The organism is Actinoplanes sp. G11-F43 (assembly GCF_050589265.1).
In the GTDB taxonomy this organism is placed as follows: Bacteria; Actinomycetota; Actinomycetes; order Mycobacteriales; family Micromonosporaceae; genus Actinoplanes.
Window position 1 is genome coordinate 1 of record NZ_JBNZCE010000011.1, and the last position, 13,857, is coordinate 13,857.

Consider the following 13,857-nt stretch of genomic DNA (forward strand, 5'->3'; position numbering starts at 1 on the left):
CCACGAGGTCTCCGGTGGTCTCCGGTTTTGCTTGGTCGCTAAACCAACTACCGGAGACCTCGCCGTCTATCGATCAACGACGCGCGTGATCTCCCTCAACCCGCCACCGCCGACTTCGATACACGGCCTAGCCCCGCCATCGTGCCGCTCCGCTCTGATGGTGAGCCCGCGCCGAACATGAGCCACCAGCGTCTCTCCCGCCGGCTAGCGAACGCGCTGGACGAAGGAGCCGAGCCCGCCGGGTTCTTCGTATACGAGGCGATCAACGTCCGGCTGGATACCGGCCGCGTCGTCATTCCCGATCTGGCCGTGGTGGACCCAGACGAAGAGGCGGTCACGGCAGACGCTTCCCGGGTGCTCCTGATCGGCGAGATCGTGCCGCCGAGAAACGCCACCATGGACCGCGTGCTCAAGATGCAGCTCTACGCCGGTAGTCGCTGAGCAGATCGAGATCGGTGCTGCCCGGCGACAGGTCGACATGCCAGCCGGCCAGGTGCTCGAACGCCACCACCAGCCAGCCGCCCACCTCGAAGTGCCACAGAACCGCGGGAGCACGTGATCCGGCTTTACTTCACGGTGCGGGCATCACGAAGACGTACACAAGCGAAAGGCCCCGGCCAAGGGGAGACCGCGACCGGGCCGCCTGCCGCCACCACCGTGACGTGGGGTCTGGGGGTCGCCCCCAGGTTGGTAACGGTGGGCCGGGCGGGACTCGAACCCGCGACCGAGGGATTATGAGTCCCCTGCTCTAACCCACTGAGCTACCGGCCCGTACCGGCGGCGATACTATCCCGTGCTCGGCTCCCAAGCCTAGCGATCTATCGCTGCACCAGGGATTTCGGGCAGAAGGACGATCCGCGGCCGGGGATCTCCGACCATGCCGGGTGGTTGGAGATCCTCTACCCGGAGGGTTTCCTCGTCACCGGGACCGTCCTGGGTGGTGAACTCAGCGTAGTTCTCCGGGTTGACATCGCTCATCGAAAACCCCTAAAACGGTCGTTAAATGCCGACTCGTGCGCCCAGTGACGCGAGGACCGCTCCAGCCGTACGCCACCCTCCGGCCATCGCTCCCTGGATCGACGGACTGTCGCGATGGTCACCCGCCACGAAGAGGCCGTCGCCGAGGTTGACGGGCTGGCGGAGCCGCGCCTGGGGTGGGCGGGCGGCCGGCAGCGCCTGCGGGATGTTGATCACTTCGAGGAGTTCCCAGTCGTCGGTGGGCCGGCCGTAGATCCGGGACAGTTCGACCCGCATGACGGTTTCGGAGGCGCTGGACGGGGCGGATGTCCCGACGACGCTGGCGGCGATGAGGCTCTTGCCGGCGGGGGCGTATTCGGGGGCCGCGTTGCTCATCACCACGGTGTTGGCGATGATCTCGCGCCGGTCGCCGTCGAGCAGCAGGATCGGCTCGTCGATGGGGGCCCGGTCGGCGCCGAAGTAGAACGTGGTGAGGCTGTGCACGTCCGGCCGTGGCATCCGGCCGGGCAGCAGGGCGGCGGCTCCGAGCGGGTCGGTGGCGACGATCACGGCGCGGCAGCGCACTTCGCCACCTTCGGTGACGACCATTCCGGGTCCGACCGATAACGTACGGGCACCGATGAGCAGCTGTGGGAACGGCAGGGGTCCGGCGATCGCGGCGGGCAGCGCGGCCATGCCGGCGGCGGGCACGCCGATGCGCCCGCGGGCGAACGAGCGCAGCACCATGGCGGCGACGTGACTGGACGTCTCCAGGGAGCGGTCGGCGAAGACTCCGGAGAAGAACGGCCGGAGCGCCTCTTCGATGATCCGGTGGGAGAGCCCGGCGGCGCGCAGCATGTCCTGGGTGGTGGTTTCCGGGGCTTCCAGCAGCCGGGTGACCGGCATGGTGGCGCAGCGGGTGGCGAGGGCGGCGAATTTGAGCCGGTCGCTGAGGGTGCCGATCCCGGACATCAGGGTTTTCGGGGTGGTGAGGGGTTCCCGGAGCGGGTTCTCCAGCCGGTGCAGTTCGCCGCCGCGCCGGACGAGGACACCGGAGGTGAACCAGCGCATGTCGAGCGCGTCCACGTCGACGAGTGCCGACAGCCGCGGGTAGGCGGTGTTGAGGACCTGGAAGCCCCGGTCCAGATGCCATCCGTCGATGACGTCGGTGGCGACGCGCCCGCCGAGCCGGTCGGAGGCTTCGACGAGGAGCCATTCGACTCCGGCGCGATCGAGCCGGCGCGCGGCTGACAGTCCGGCGAGCCCGCCGCCGACGATGACGACGTCCACTTCTACCGGCTGCGACATGTCCACCTCACAGAATGCAATCAGGGCGATTCACAGCGTAACCAGACGCTCGCACCCTCGGTGCTGAAAGAGCTGCCCCGTGGAGGAAAACAGAAAACCCCAGGCCTGAGGCCTGGGGTTTGACGGTCTGCTCCCCGAATTGGACTCGAACCAATAACCTGCCGGTTAACAGCCGGCTGCTCTGCCAATTGAGCTATCGGGGATAGTCTCACCGCTTGCCACCCGGTCTCCCTGGCGACGTGGAACAGCCTACATGACCACCGGGACACCTCACCAACGGGATACCCCCGAACCCACCGGGGGTCTCACACCGGGGCCGAAAACGCCGATGGAGTGAGTATCCAACCGGCAGGATGGGTATGCCCCGAGCAGACGCACGTGCGTCGAACTGACGGAAGGAGCCGCCAACATGCGCGGAAAGCTTATGTTCTTCACCGGTCTCGCGGCGGGCTTCGTCCTGGGCAGCCGCGCCGGCCGGGAGAAGTACGAGGAGATCCGGGCCACCGCTCAGAAGGCCTGGCAGCACCCGACGGTGCAGGAGGCCGCCGGAGTGGCTCAGGCGCAGGCCAACAAGCTCTACACCGAGGGCAAGGACAAGCTGCAGTCGTCGAAGCTCGGCGAGAAGATCAACTCGACCGGCAGCGGCGCGGACGACACCACGGACGAGCTGACCACCCCGGGCACTGCCAAGAGCACCGGCACCACGTACTGACATCGCCCGGTTTTCGGCGCCGCTCCGGTCTCCGGGGCGGCGCCGGAGCGTTTCCGGGGCGGCGCCGGAGCGTTTCCGGGGGCGGCTGGAGGGACGGGGAGGGATCAGGGGACGGCCGGGCAGGGTTCCTGCTCCGGCACCAGCCCGAGGCCGGTCAGTTCGTCCAGGACGTACGCCAGCGCCTCGCACCGTGACTCGTCCCCGCCGTCGACGTCGACGTCGACGTACTCGGTCCGGGCGGTGTCGGCGGCCAGCAGATGGCGCAGCACGGGCTGCCAGCCGGCCGCCGGGTCGGCTATCCGGGCGGTTATCACCGACAGGCCGGCGTCGGTGAGGCGGTCGATGCCGGCTTCCGGGGTGGGCCAGTCGCGGAGCACCGTGGCCAGGTCCAGGCAGATGCCGAGGCGGTCCTTGTCGACGCGGCTGAGTGCGGCGACGATCTGCTCGGGGCTGTCCAGGACCTGGCCGGGGCCGGGCTGGAAGCCGGCCCGGACGGCGCGGCCGACCCGCCAGGCCAGGTCGGCGAGGCCGCCGGAGAGCCGGGACAGGTGGCGGGCGCCGTCGCGCTGCCGGTCCTCGTCCCAGTCGCCGGCGCGGCCGAGGCCGCCGGTGGTGAGCGCGCCGCGGACCTCCTCGGCGGGGAGCAGGTCGACGAGGACGCGGGCGAGGTCGAGGGTGTGCCGCAGGCGGGCCGGCTCACTCCAGTCCGGGGGCACCTGCTCGCCGCCGCCCCCGGGGGCGCCGCTCAACGTGACGACTTCGAGGCCGCGGGCGTCGAGTTCGGCACGAAGCCGGGTGCGGGCGCGTATCCCGGCGGCGAGGGCGGCGGCGAGACGGTACGGCAGCCGGAGCGCGACACTCAGCGGTCCACTGCCGAAGTGACCACGCAGAACGGTGTTGGCGGCGTCGAGTCGTTCGACGGCCGCGGTCACGTCTTCGGCGTGGTCTAGGCTGATTCCGCAGCTGAGGTGCACGGTCCGGCCGGAGGGATGTCGAAGCCGCATCAATATCCTCCCCGGACGAGGTCTCCCGTGCAGGTGCACGTGCATTCGCACGCGCTGACGCCTCCAGTATGGACCATGTCGAAGCTGTCACCGGAACGGCCGAGCACGTGCCTTCGGGGTGCCATCGACGCCTCCATCCGCGGATCGCATGTCCTCGGGTACGAGCCTGCGGCGTACGACGGATCAGCGACACACCTTGCGTGCGACGCGGCCACCAGGGACAACATGATCGAAAGCGGCCCGGACCATCGATCCTTGTTGATGCACGTGCCCCTGGTGACCAGCGAGTAGCCCTTTCTGGACGGTCACGAACAGGCAACTTCGGTCAGCCTCGATGTTCAGACTATGCATAAATGGACATGCAATCGTCGGCTGCTCGTGCGTACGCCGCGTGCCGAAGCACGCTGGTCAGTGCTGACTGAGACCGTGCTCGCTACCCTTCTTCAACTTCCGGGTGTCCCGCAGCTCCAGGAACGGCTCGTCGTCGGCCGGGTGGCCGGCCGCGATCGCCCGCCCCCGCTCCAGCTCGGCATCCAGCTCGGCGCCCAGCAGGATCGCCATGTTGGAGATCCAGAGCCAGACCAGGAACGCGATGACACCACCGAGCGTGCCGTACGTCTTGTCATAGTTCGCGAAGTTGGCCAGGTAGATCGCGAACCCGGCCGACGCGGCCACCCACAGCAGCACCGCGAAGATCCCACCCGGCGTGATCCAGCGGAACCCACCGGTCTTGGCGTTCGGCGAGGCCCAGTAGAGCAGCGCGAACATCAGGCTCACCAGGATCACCAGCACCGGCCACTTGGCGATGTTCCACACCGTGACCGCCACCCCGCCGAAGCCGAGCCGCTCGCCGACCACCCGGGACAGCTCACCGGTGAAGATCACGATGGTCGCCGACAGGATCAGCATCAGGCCGATCGCCGCGGTGACACCCACCCGGATCGGCAGCGTCTTCCAGATCGGCCGGCCCTCCGGCACGTCGTAGACGGCGTTCGAGGCCCGCATGAACGCCGCCACATAACCGGACGCCGACCAGAACGCCACCACCAGACCGATGATCGCCGCGAACCCGGCCGCACCGGAGTCACCCACCTGGGTCAGCACCGTGTCGACCAGGGTGCGCAGCTGCGCGTTCGGGGTGAGGTCGTTGACCGCCTCGGTCACGGTGTTCTTGCCGTCGGTGCCGAGCAGGCCGAGCAGCGAGATCAGCACCACCACGGCCGGGAAGATCGACAGCACGCCGTAGTACGTCAGAGCCGCCGCCCAGTCCGAGATGTTGTCCTCGTCGAACTGCTTGAAGGTCCGCTTGACCGCCGCGAAGATCCCCTTACCCCGCAGCTGGGAGGGCTTGTCCGGCCCGGCGTCCGGCCCCGGCGCGCCCAGATCCCGCTCCCGCTCCTCCGGAGTCCGGGAGGTGGCCGCCGCGGCCACGTCGTAGTCGGCCGACCCCTGACGGCGCGCCGAATCGGCCGCCCCGGAGCCGGAGGAAGCCGAATCGTGCGACGGCTGGTCGTCAGCCTTGTGTCGAAGTCTCATGGCGGTGTCCCCTCCGGGCGGATGCTGATCCCAGCCGATCTACGCACCCGTGACCTGCGCAGACGACCTGAGAGAAGGGTTCCCGCCCCGGGCTCCGGCTAATCTCCCCGGAAAGAGGTCACTTGCAGAGCAGCCGCTCCATCCGCCGGCCCGCCACGAACAACCCGGCCGCCGTCAGGGCCAGCAGATAGACCACGTCGAGCACCTGGATCAGGCCCGGCTCGCCCAGGGTGACACCCCGGATCAGATCAACCGCCCGGTACAGCGGGGTGACCTCGACCAGCCAGCGCAGCACGTGCGGATAGGCGGTGGCCGGGACGAACGTACCGGAGAACAGGAACAGCGCGAACTGCCCGGCCACGATCAGGTCGAAGTCCTGCCAACTCCGGATCAGCGTGGAGATCGTCATGCCCAGCGCACCGAAGGCGAAGCCCACCAGGACGCTGGCCGGCAGCGCGAGCAGCGCCCGCGCGGCGGTGGTCAGATCCATCGCCACCATGATCACCAGGAAGGCCGCCGAGTAGACCGCACCCCGGAGCATCGCCCAGCTCAGCTCACCCAGGGCGATCTCGATCGGGCGGACCGGGGTGGCGAGGATCCCCTCGTACAACCGCCAGAATTTCATCTTGCCGAAGAAGTTGAACGTCGTCTCGGACAGCGCCCCGCTCATCGCCGACGCGGCCAGCATCGCCGGGGCGACGAACTCGGCATAACCCACCACCCGGCCGCCGGGCAGCGGAACGTCGCCGACCAGCGCGCCCACCCCGACCCCGATGGAGAACAGGTAGAGCACCGGCTCCAACAGCCCGCCCAGCACGACCAGAAGATAGACACTGCGCAGCGCCGCCACGTTGCGCCCGGCGACCGCCGCCGAGCGCTGGACCACGGACATCGTCAGCACGTCACACCGCCAGCCTGCGGCGGTACCGCCAGAGCGCCAGCGCCCACCCGGCGACACCCCAGAGCGCCAGATAGAGCACCTGACCGGCGGCGCCGGCACCGGGATCGAGGCCGAGCGTCGCAGCCCGGGTCAGGTCCACCGCGTGCGACAGCGGCAACGCGTAGGCCACCCAGCGCAACACCTCCGGCAACGACTCCACCGGGAAGAACACCCCGGAGAACAGCGACATCGGCAGCACGACGAAGCGCAGCACGATCGGCAGATAGGTGTCGCTCGGGATGCTCGCCGTGTAGGCCGCGACCGGACCGGCCACCGCCAGCCCGACCAGCACCGCGATCAACGGCACGGTCAGCGACCAGGCCGAGCGCAGCGTGCCGAACGCCAGCGCCACCAGCAGGAACGCGACCACGCTCAGCAGCACCCGGAACATCATGAAAGCCAGGTGCCCGGCAAGCACGTCGGCGATCCGCAGCGGAGCGGCCACTTGCGCGAAATATCCCCGCACCCACTCGAAACAGCTCATCACCGGCCACGACGACTCGCCGACCGCGGTCTGCAGGGCGGTGGAGGCGATCAGGCCGGGCACCATCCACTCCAGGTACGGGTGGCCCTCCACCCCGCCGGTGACGTAGGCGCCGACTCCGACCCCGAACCCGAGCATCGTGAGCAGCGGCAGCACCAGCGAGGACAGCGTGCTGGACCGCCAGGTGCGGCGGTAGTTGACCAGGTGGTACTCGAAGACGGGCAGCATCGCGATCATCTCAGTCCACCAGCGTCCGGCCGGTGAGACGCAGGAACACGTCCTCCAGGCTGCTGCGGCGGACCAGCGCGCCGGACGGGCTCAGCGACCGCCGGTGCACCTCGGCCAGCGCGCCGTCCCCGTCACCCACGTAGAGCAGCACCCGGTCCGGCAGCACCTCCAGGCGCTCGGCGACCCCGGCGAGCTTCTCCGCATACGCCCCCTGATCCTCGGTGTCGAACCGCAGCTCGACCACCTCACGTGTCGAAAACCGCTCGATCAGGGCGCGGGGTGAGCCCTCGGCCACGATCCGGCCGCCGTCCATCACCACCAGACGGTCGCAGAGCTGCTCCGCCTCATCCATGTAGTGCGTGGTCAGCACCAGCGTCACACCCTGCTGCTTGAGCCGGAACAGCCGCTCCCAGACCAGATGACGGGCCTGCGGGTCGAGACCGGTGGTCGGCTCGTCGAGCAGCACCAGATCCGGCTCGTTGATCATCGCGCGGGCGATGGTCAACCGCCGTTTCATCCCACCGGACAACGGCTCCACCCGGCTGCCGGCCCGCTCCCCCAGCTGGACGAAGTCGAGCAGCTCCAGCGCACGCTCCCGGGCCGTCCGGCGGGAGACCCCGAAGAAGCGGGCGTACGTCGTCAGGTTCTCCAGGACCGTCAACTCGGGATCGAGATTGTCCAGCTGCGGGCAGACACCGAGCCGGGCCCGGATCCGCGGGCCGTCCCGCCGGGGGTCCAGCCCCAGGATGCGCAGCACCCCGTCGGTCGGTGGGGAGACACAACCGATCATGCGCATGGTGGAGCTCTTGCCCGCCCCGTTCGGCCCGAGGAACCCGAAGGCCTCACCCGGGCGCACGTCGACATCGATGCCGTCGACGGCGGTGAAGTCACCGAACCGCTTGATCAGCCCACGGGCGTGAATGAGAGAGTCCACGCCGCCGACCCTACGGAGCGGGTACGACAGAAATCCGGTCAGTCGGCCGGTTCGGTCGAGGACCGGGCGGCACCCACCAGCTCATCGGTCGCCACCACGATCGACTCCTGGTTCACCGGGGTCCCCGAGTCGTACCGAACCGCCCAGGTCAGCCCGTCACGCCCACTGACCCGGCGGCCGACCACCCGCACCGCCCCCTCGGGCAGCTCGTGATGTGTGGTGTACGCCACCGACCGGGTCACCCGGGCCCGCACCTGATCCGGCAACTCCCCCGGCTCCAGCAGCAGGAACGACACCACCGGCCCGTCCACCAGCACGGTGTAGCCATCCCGGTCCTCGGCCACCTCGGCCGGGGTGATCCGCAGCTCCCGCCCGGACCACGCCGCCTTGTGGATCTCGTGCCAGCCCAGCCGCTGCGCACCGGGCAGCCAGAGACCGTGATTGGTGGCCACGACGACATCAGCCGTCTCGGCCACCGCGGACCACGCCACCACCCGTTCCTCCGGCCCCAGCGGGGGCCTGGACGCGGCCGGGAGTCTGGGTCGCCGCCGGAAGAGCCTCACATCTCACCTGCCGCCTGACTACGCAGGGCACGCGCCTGCTGTTCGAGGGAGAAAAGCTCACCGGCCAGCGCGAGGTACTGATCCTTGTGCGCCACCGGATTGAGCCGTTGCACCTTGGACTTGAGATCACGGATCCGGGTGGCCAGCGCCCCACCCTGCAACCGGGCCAGAGTCACCTGCACATAGCGCGGATCCACCGACCCGTCCACGTAGAGCGGCTCCACCGCCAGCTCGCTGACCAGCATCTGCCCGCCCATGTCGGCGCAGGAGTCCCGGACCTTCTCGATCCAGACCACCCCGCCGGTCGCCGACTGCACCCCACCGGCCTGGGCGATCGCCTCCCGGACCGACTGCAGCACCACGTCGCCGTAGTTCTCCGCGCCGACCGCGTCGAACATCGGCCCGGCCAGCACCGGCTCCTGCAACGCCAGCTTCAGCGCCTCCCGCTCGACCAGCCGCTGCGGCGAGTCGGCGGCCCCCCGCGATCGTGGGGCCTGCTGCTGGGCGGCCTCACCCCGCAACGCGTTGTTCACCGCCCGCTGCACCGGCTCCAGGTCCATGCCCAGGTCACCGGCGAGCTTGCGGGCGTACTCCGGGCGCTTCTCCCGGTCCTTGATCTTGGCCACCAGTGGCGCCGCCTTGCGCATCGCCTCCACCCGGCCCTCGACCGAGTCCAGGTCGAACCGGCCGATGGTGTGCCGCAGCGCGAAGTCGACGAGCGGCTCCCGGCCGGCGATCATGTCACGCACCGCCAGGTCACCCCGGGCCAGCCGCAGATCACACGGATCCATGCCGCCGGGCGAGACCGCGATGAACGTACGCCCGACGAACCGCTGATCCTCCTCGAACGCCCGCAACGCCGCCTTCTGCCCGGCCGCGTCCCCGTCGAAGGTGTAGATGATCTCGCCGGTGAAACTGTCGCTGTCCATCAGCAGCCGCCGCAGCACCTGGATGTGATCCACCCCGAACGCCGTGCCACAGGTCGCCACCGCGGTCGGCTCCCCGGCCTCGTGACAGGCCATCACATCGGTGTAGCCCTCCACGATCACCGCCCGGCCCCGCTTGGCGATCTCCCGCTTGGCGTGGTCCAGGCCGTACAGCACGTGCGACTTCTTGTAGATCGGCGTCTCCGGGGTGTTCAGGTATTTCGGGCCGTCGTCGTCGTCGAACAGCTTCCGCGCGCCGAACCCGATCACGTCACCGGTCACGTCCTTGATCGGCCAGAGCAGCCGCCGCCGGAACCGGTCGATCAGCGACCCGGACCGGGCGTGCTTGGACAGCCCCGCGGTGACCAGTTCCTCGGCGGTGAACCCCTTCAGCCGCAGATGCTTGCTCAGCGCGTCCCAGCTGTCCGGGGCGAAACCGCACTGGTACCGCTCCGCCGCGTCCCGCCCGAACCCGCGCTCGGCCAGGAACTCCCGGGCCTTGCGCGCCCCCGGCGTGCCCAGCTGCTCCCGGTAGAACTCGACGGCGGTGGCGTGCGCGGCCAGCAGCCGCTGCTTCTGCCCCGCCTGCGGCCGAGGCCCGGACGGCTTGCTGTCGTCGGTGTCGTACCGCAGCTGGATCCCGGCCTTGCCGGCCAGCCGCTCCACCGACTCGATGAACGTCAGATGCTCCGCGTCCATCAGGAACTTGATCGCGTCCCCACCCTGACCACACCCGTGGCAGTTGCCGGTGAGGATGTTGTCCTCGAGCACGAACGCGTGCGTGCCGTCGACGACGGGGCAGAAGACCTCCTCGACCTCGCCGTGGTCCTCGATCGCCTCGACGACCCAGCCCCGGCGCTCGTACTTCTTGCGGGCCGCCAGGAAACGATCACGATGTGCCGTGATCAGGAAGAATTCCTCGGGAATGTCCGAGCCCATGAGGGTGAGGCGGTAGACCGGGGTGGTGTAACCGGTCTCCCCGTTCGGCCGTTGCGCGTCCGGAAAACCGGTGCGGACGTACTCGCGGATCCCGTAGGTACCGATGCCGATCCGGGTGCAGAGGTCCCGGACGTACTCCAGGTTCTCCCGGCGAGCCGAGTTCAGCGAGATGCAGCCGTCCGCGGCCACATCGCCGTCGGCCGCGAAGTACCCGGCCAGCCAGCCGTACAGGTATGAGAGCGACTCGCCGAGCGGCGGCTTGTCGGTCTTGAAGTACGCGGGCATGTCGGTGACCGTGATCCGGTCGTCACTGACATAGGTGGCATTGAGCGGGAACCACTTGAGAAGGTCCCGGTCCTTGTTCCCATAGAGCAGCGCGACACTGCCGCGGTTGAACACTGTGCCGTCACCGAAGACGATGCCGCGCGCGACACCGAACGGGGACGGGCTGAGCGTGTGCCCACCGTCACGGGTCGTCAGGGCACGGGGGAAGACATGCGCCAGCCGGTCGCCGGGCCGCAGGTCGGTGGTGACGCGCTCGATGCGCTTCCCCTCCGTGCGCCCCCGGACGAACCATCGGTGGTTGCCGGTCGCCCGGATCACCTTCTTCTGCCCGTTCCGAGACAGTTTCAGGTGTAGGAGTGGTTGTTCCCCGAACGAGAGGAACGGCGCCTCCACGAAACGGCCGTGTGTCGTGATGACACGGTGCCGTCCACCGGCGAGATCCCGGATCTCCCGGATCCCCTGATCGGTGATGACCCGCGTCTCGCCCGCCAGACAGAAATACACATTTCTGGCTGGTGACACGTTGAACGACGGAGTCTTCTCGTCGTGGAAGGGGCACAGCCCCTTCATGTTGCCGCCGCCGGCCGACCGGAGTGTCACCGTCTCGCTGATCACGTCGACGATCGAGGTCCGGTCGCGGACCACGGCGATGTCCTCGTCCTTGACCCTGCCCGCCACGGCATACATCCTGCCTCGTCCGGCCGGGGACCCGCCAGCAGGGTCAGTGGCGTTTCCCGATCAGCTCCCGGTGCCAGGTCACCGCGGCCGGGTCGGTCAGTGACGCCACCTGGTCGATCACCACCCGCAGGGCCGCCGCGTCGTCCGCCGCCGCCGCGTGCAGTGGGCGGAAGAGCGGGTCCAACCTCTCCGGGGTACGGGTGAGGACCTCCACCAGCTCGGTCAGGATCGTGCGCTGCTGCTCGTACCAGCTCTCGGCGGCCCGGGAGCGCATCACGTACCGGAAGGCCATGCCCTTGAGCAGCGCGCACTGATCCCGGACGGTCCGTGGCACGATCAGGTCGGCCTGGTAGCGGCGCAGCGGTTCGGTGCCGTGGTGGCTCTGGGTGGCGCCGACCGCGGAGGCCACGAACCGGCCGGTCAGCACACTGGTCAGGCGTTTCAGGGCGACCAGGGAGTGGTAGCCGCCGTCGTATCCGGCGACCGCGGTGACGGCCGGGTCGGCGAGCAGCTGGTCGAGGGCGTGGCACAGGTCGTCGCGGGATTCGCCGGAGTAGGTGGCGGCCACGTCGGCACAGAGTTCGGCGCGTTCACCGGCGTCGTTCAGCAGGTCACGGAAGGTGATGTAACCGCCGTGCACGCCGTCCTCGACGTCGTGCACCGAGTAGGCGACGTCGTCGGCCCAGTCCATCACCTGGGCCTCCAGGCACCGGCGTTCGTCGGTGCGGCCGTCGCGCAGCCAGGTGAAGACCGGGCGGTCGTCGTCGTACACCCCGAACTTGCGTTGCCCCGGCCTGCGGAACCACGGGTATTTGGCGCAGGCGTCCAGGGCGGCCCGGGTCAGGTTGAGGCCGGCGCCGGGCACCTTGGCCTCCAGCCGGGTGAGCACCCGCAAGGTCTGCGCGTTGCCCTCGAAGCCGCCGCAGGGTCCGGCCACCGCGTCCAGGGCCGACTCTCCGTTGTGCCCGAACGGCGGGTGGCCCAGGTCGTGGGCGAGGCCGGCGACGTCCACCACGTCCGGGTCGCAGCCGAGGCGGGCGCCCATCTCCCGGGAGATCTGGGCCACCTCCAGGGAGTGGGTGAGCCGGGTGCGCAGGAAGTCGTCGGATCCGGCGGTGTGCACCTGGGTCTTGGCGGCGAGGCGGCGGAACGCGGCGGAGTGCAGCACCCGGGCGCGGTCGCGCTGGTACGGGGTGCGGCCGTACCCGCTGTCCTTGGCGGGTTCCGCGGTCCATCTCTGAGCGTCGGCCGTCATGATCTCCACACTAGGGTCCCGAGTGGGTGACACGGGGACGGACGGCGCACCGGCCGTGCGACGACACCACTCGATACGTGTCCCAGGATGACGATCCGTGATTCCTGGTTCACCGGCGACCGCTTCGATGCGGCGCCTGCTCACCGAACTGGGCGAGTCGGGTCGGACCGGCGCGCTGCACGTCGGTGGCACCCCGGGCGGGGTGCTGTATCTGATCGCCGGCCGCATCGCGTACGCCGAATCGCCCGCCTGTCCCGGGCTCGGTGAGCGCCTGGTCTCCTCGGGCCGGCTCGCCCCGCAGACGTGGCGGGCCGTGTACGCGGAGGGTCGCGGCAGCCACCGGGTCGGCCGGGTGCTGCTGCGGGACGGCCGGCTGGGCCGCAACGAGCTGGCCCTGCGGGTGATGGCGGTCATCGTGGACGCCACCCATGTGCTTCTGCAACAGGCCGACGCGCCGGCCCGGTTCGCACCCGGGGAGCGGCACTGGCTCGGTGAGGTGGGCGGCGTGGAATTCGGCGCGCTGGGTCATCTGACCGCCGCGCGGCTGCGTGCCGTGCCCGGTCCACGGCGACCCCGGGGACGGGTTACGGCCACTCGACCATGACGCACACCACGTGCGACTTGTAGCCGCACGGTCACCGGAGGATGGCCCACGGTGGCGGACGGGAAGCGTCCGACCGGTACCGAAACGCTGAGGAGTGAAGTGCCCGGCGTCGATCACTGTCTACAGGAGGCCATGACGATCCCCGGCGCGGTCGGGGCCAGCATCGTCGACTACACCACGGGCTTTCCGGTCGCCACGACCGGAGCCGCACCCAACTCCGACCACGAGGCCACGGCCGCCGGTACGGCCGAGGTGGTCCAGGCCGCGACCAGCCGTTCGCTGTTCGTCTCGGCGATACCGCACGACCTGCTCGAAGACCTGATCATCACGACCGCCGGGGGTTACCACCTCCTGCGGCTGGTCCAGACCGAGTTCGACAGCCGCCTGGTGCTCTACGTGTGGCTGGACCGGGTTCGCGGCAACCTCGCCGTGGCCCGCCGCAAGATGCAGCGCCTGGCCGACGAACTGGTCGCGCAGAGGTGACCGTGACCACGAAGGAGCTTT

At 69.5% G+C, this 13,857-nt stretch carries 13 protein-coding genes and 2 tRNA genes; 4 read left to right on the forward strand and 11 right to left on the reverse strand.

Going from position 1 to position 13,857, the window contains the following annotated elements:
* The first annotated feature begins 177 nt into the window (after positions 1-177).
* Positions 178-441 carry a Uma2 family endonuclease gene (locus ACQ0O7_RS12290; RefSeq protein ID WP_430782143.1) on the forward strand — a complete coding sequence of 88 codons (264 nt, stop codon included), beginning with the start codon at positions 178-180 and terminating at the stop codon, positions 439-441.
* Between the two features lie 256 nt (positions 442-697).
* Here the strand turns inward: ACQ0O7_RS12290 and ACQ0O7_RS12295 are convergent.
* The 3 genes from ACQ0O7_RS12295 to ACQ0O7_RS12305 all read right to left on the reverse strand — a co-directional run bounded on the left by ACQ0O7_RS12295 (position 698) and on the right by ACQ0O7_RS12305 (position 2,468).
* Positions 698-771, reverse strand: a tRNA-Ile gene (locus ACQ0O7_RS12295).
* A gap of 228 nt (positions 772-999) precedes the next feature.
* A complete protein-coding gene (locus tag ACQ0O7_RS12300) occupies positions 1,000-2,265 on the reverse strand; it encodes an NAD(P)/FAD-dependent oxidoreductase (RefSeq protein ID WP_430782144.1) in 1,266 nt (421 codons plus the stop codon).
* Positions 2,266-2,395: 130 nt separating this feature from the next.
* Positions 2,396-2,468: transfer RNA gene (locus ACQ0O7_RS12305), tRNA-Asn, on the reverse strand.
* A 206-nt stretch (positions 2,469-2,674) separates the two neighbouring features.
* On the opposite strand from ACQ0O7_RS12305, the gene ACQ0O7_RS12310 reads away from it, so the two are divergent.
* On the forward strand, positions 2,675-2,977 hold the full coding sequence (locus ACQ0O7_RS12310) for a hypothetical protein (protein ID WP_430782145.1): 303 nt from the start codon (positions 2,675-2,677) through the stop codon (positions 2,975-2,977).
* 104 nt (positions 2,978-3,081) lie between these two features.
* On the opposite strand, the gene ACQ0O7_RS12315 is transcribed toward ACQ0O7_RS12310, so the two are convergent.
* The 8 genes from ACQ0O7_RS12315 to ACQ0O7_RS12350 form a co-directional block, all read right to left on the reverse strand.
* Positions 3,082-3,981, reverse strand: a complete 900-nt coding sequence (locus tag ACQ0O7_RS12315; protein ID WP_430782146.1) for a sugar phosphate isomerase/epimerase family protein — start codon at positions 3,979-3,981, stop codon at positions 3,082-3,084.
* 408 nt (positions 3,982-4,389) lie between these two features.
* A complete protein-coding gene (locus ACQ0O7_RS12320; RefSeq protein WP_430782147.1) occupies positions 4,390-5,517 on the reverse strand; it encodes a YihY/virulence factor BrkB family protein in 1,128 nt (375 codons plus the stop codon).
* A 118-nt stretch (positions 5,518-5,635) separates the two neighbouring features.
* Positions 5,636-6,409 carry an ABC transporter permease gene (locus ACQ0O7_RS12325; RefSeq protein WP_430782148.1) on the reverse strand — a complete coding sequence of 258 codons (774 nt, stop codon included), beginning with the start codon at positions 6,407-6,409 and terminating at the stop codon, positions 5,636-5,638.
* A gap of 10 nt (positions 6,410-6,419) precedes the next feature.
* Positions 6,420-7,178: an ABC transporter permease gene (locus ACQ0O7_RS12330; protein WP_430782149.1), complete on the reverse strand. Its 759-nt coding sequence runs from the start codon at positions 7,176-7,178 to the stop codon at positions 6,420-6,422.
* A gap of 1 nt (position 7,179) precedes the next feature.
* Positions 7,180-8,103 (reverse strand): ABC transporter ATP-binding protein, encoded by a 924-nt coding sequence (locus ACQ0O7_RS12335; protein ID WP_430782150.1) that lies wholly within the window; start codon positions 8,101-8,103, stop codon positions 7,180-7,182.
* A gap of 38 nt (positions 8,104-8,141) precedes the next feature.
* Positions 8,142-8,666, reverse strand: a complete 525-nt coding sequence (locus tag ACQ0O7_RS12340) for a hypothetical protein (RefSeq protein WP_430782151.1) — start codon at positions 8,664-8,666, stop codon at positions 8,142-8,144.
* Positions 8,663-11,494 (reverse strand): DNA primase, encoded by a 2,832-nt coding sequence (dnaG, locus tag ACQ0O7_RS12345; protein ID WP_430782152.1) that lies wholly within the window; start codon positions 11,492-11,494, stop codon positions 8,663-8,665. Before dnaG ends, ACQ0O7_RS12340 begins: the two co-directional genes overlap by 4 nt.
* 43 nt (positions 11,495-11,537) lie before the next feature.
* The gene (locus tag ACQ0O7_RS12350; RefSeq protein ID WP_430782153.1) at positions 11,538-12,749 is read right to left on the reverse strand and encodes a deoxyguanosinetriphosphate triphosphohydrolase; all 1,212 of its coding nucleotides are present in this window, start codon (positions 12,747-12,749) and stop codon (positions 11,538-11,540) included.
* A 97-nt stretch (positions 12,750-12,846) separates the two neighbouring features.
* On the opposite strand from ACQ0O7_RS12350, the gene ACQ0O7_RS12355 reads away from it, so the two are divergent.
* Positions 12,847-13,353, forward strand: coding sequence for a DUF4388 domain-containing protein (locus tag ACQ0O7_RS12355; protein WP_430782154.1), 507 nt, complete (start codon positions 12,847-12,849; stop codon positions 13,351-13,353).
* 99 nt (positions 13,354-13,452) lie between these two features.
* Positions 13,453-13,836 (forward strand): hypothetical protein, encoded by a 384-nt coding sequence (locus ACQ0O7_RS12360; protein WP_430782155.1) that lies wholly within the window; start codon positions 13,453-13,455, stop codon positions 13,834-13,836.
* Positions 13,837-13,857 lie beyond the last annotated feature (21 nt).

Bases quoted from the DNA above. Each gene is read 5' to 3' on its own strand.
- ACQ0O7_RS12320 (WP_430782147.1), bottom strand. From the start codon at position 5,517: ATGAGACTTCGACACAAGGCTGACGACCAGCCGTCGCACGATTCGGCT.
- ACQ0O7_RS12330 (WP_430782149.1), bottom strand. From the start codon at position 7,178: ATGATCGCGATGCTGCCCGTCTTCGAGTACCACCTGGTCAACTACCGC.
- ACQ0O7_RS12315 (WP_430782146.1), bottom strand. From the start codon at position 3,981: ATGCGGCTTCGACATCCCTCCGGCCGGACCGTGCACCTCAGCTGCGGA.
- ACQ0O7_RS12310 (WP_430782145.1), top strand. From the start codon at position 2,675: ATGCGCGGAAAGCTTATGTTCTTCACCGGTCTCGCGGCGGGCTTCGTC.
- ACQ0O7_RS12300 (WP_430782144.1), bottom strand. From the start codon at position 2,265: ATGTCGCAGCCGGTAGAAGTGGACGTCGTCATCGTCGGCGGCGGGCTC.
- ACQ0O7_RS12290 (WP_430782143.1), top strand. From the start codon at position 178: ATGAGCCACCAGCGTCTCTCCCGCCGGCTAGCGAACGCGCTGGACGAA.
- ACQ0O7_RS12350 (WP_430782153.1), bottom strand. From the start codon at position 12,749: ATGACGGCCGACGCTCAGAGATGGACCGCGGAACCCGCCAAGGACAGC.
- ACQ0O7_RS12325 (WP_430782148.1), bottom strand. From the start codon at position 6,409: ATGTCCGTGGTCCAGCGCTCGGCGGCGGTCGCCGGGCGCAACGTGGCG.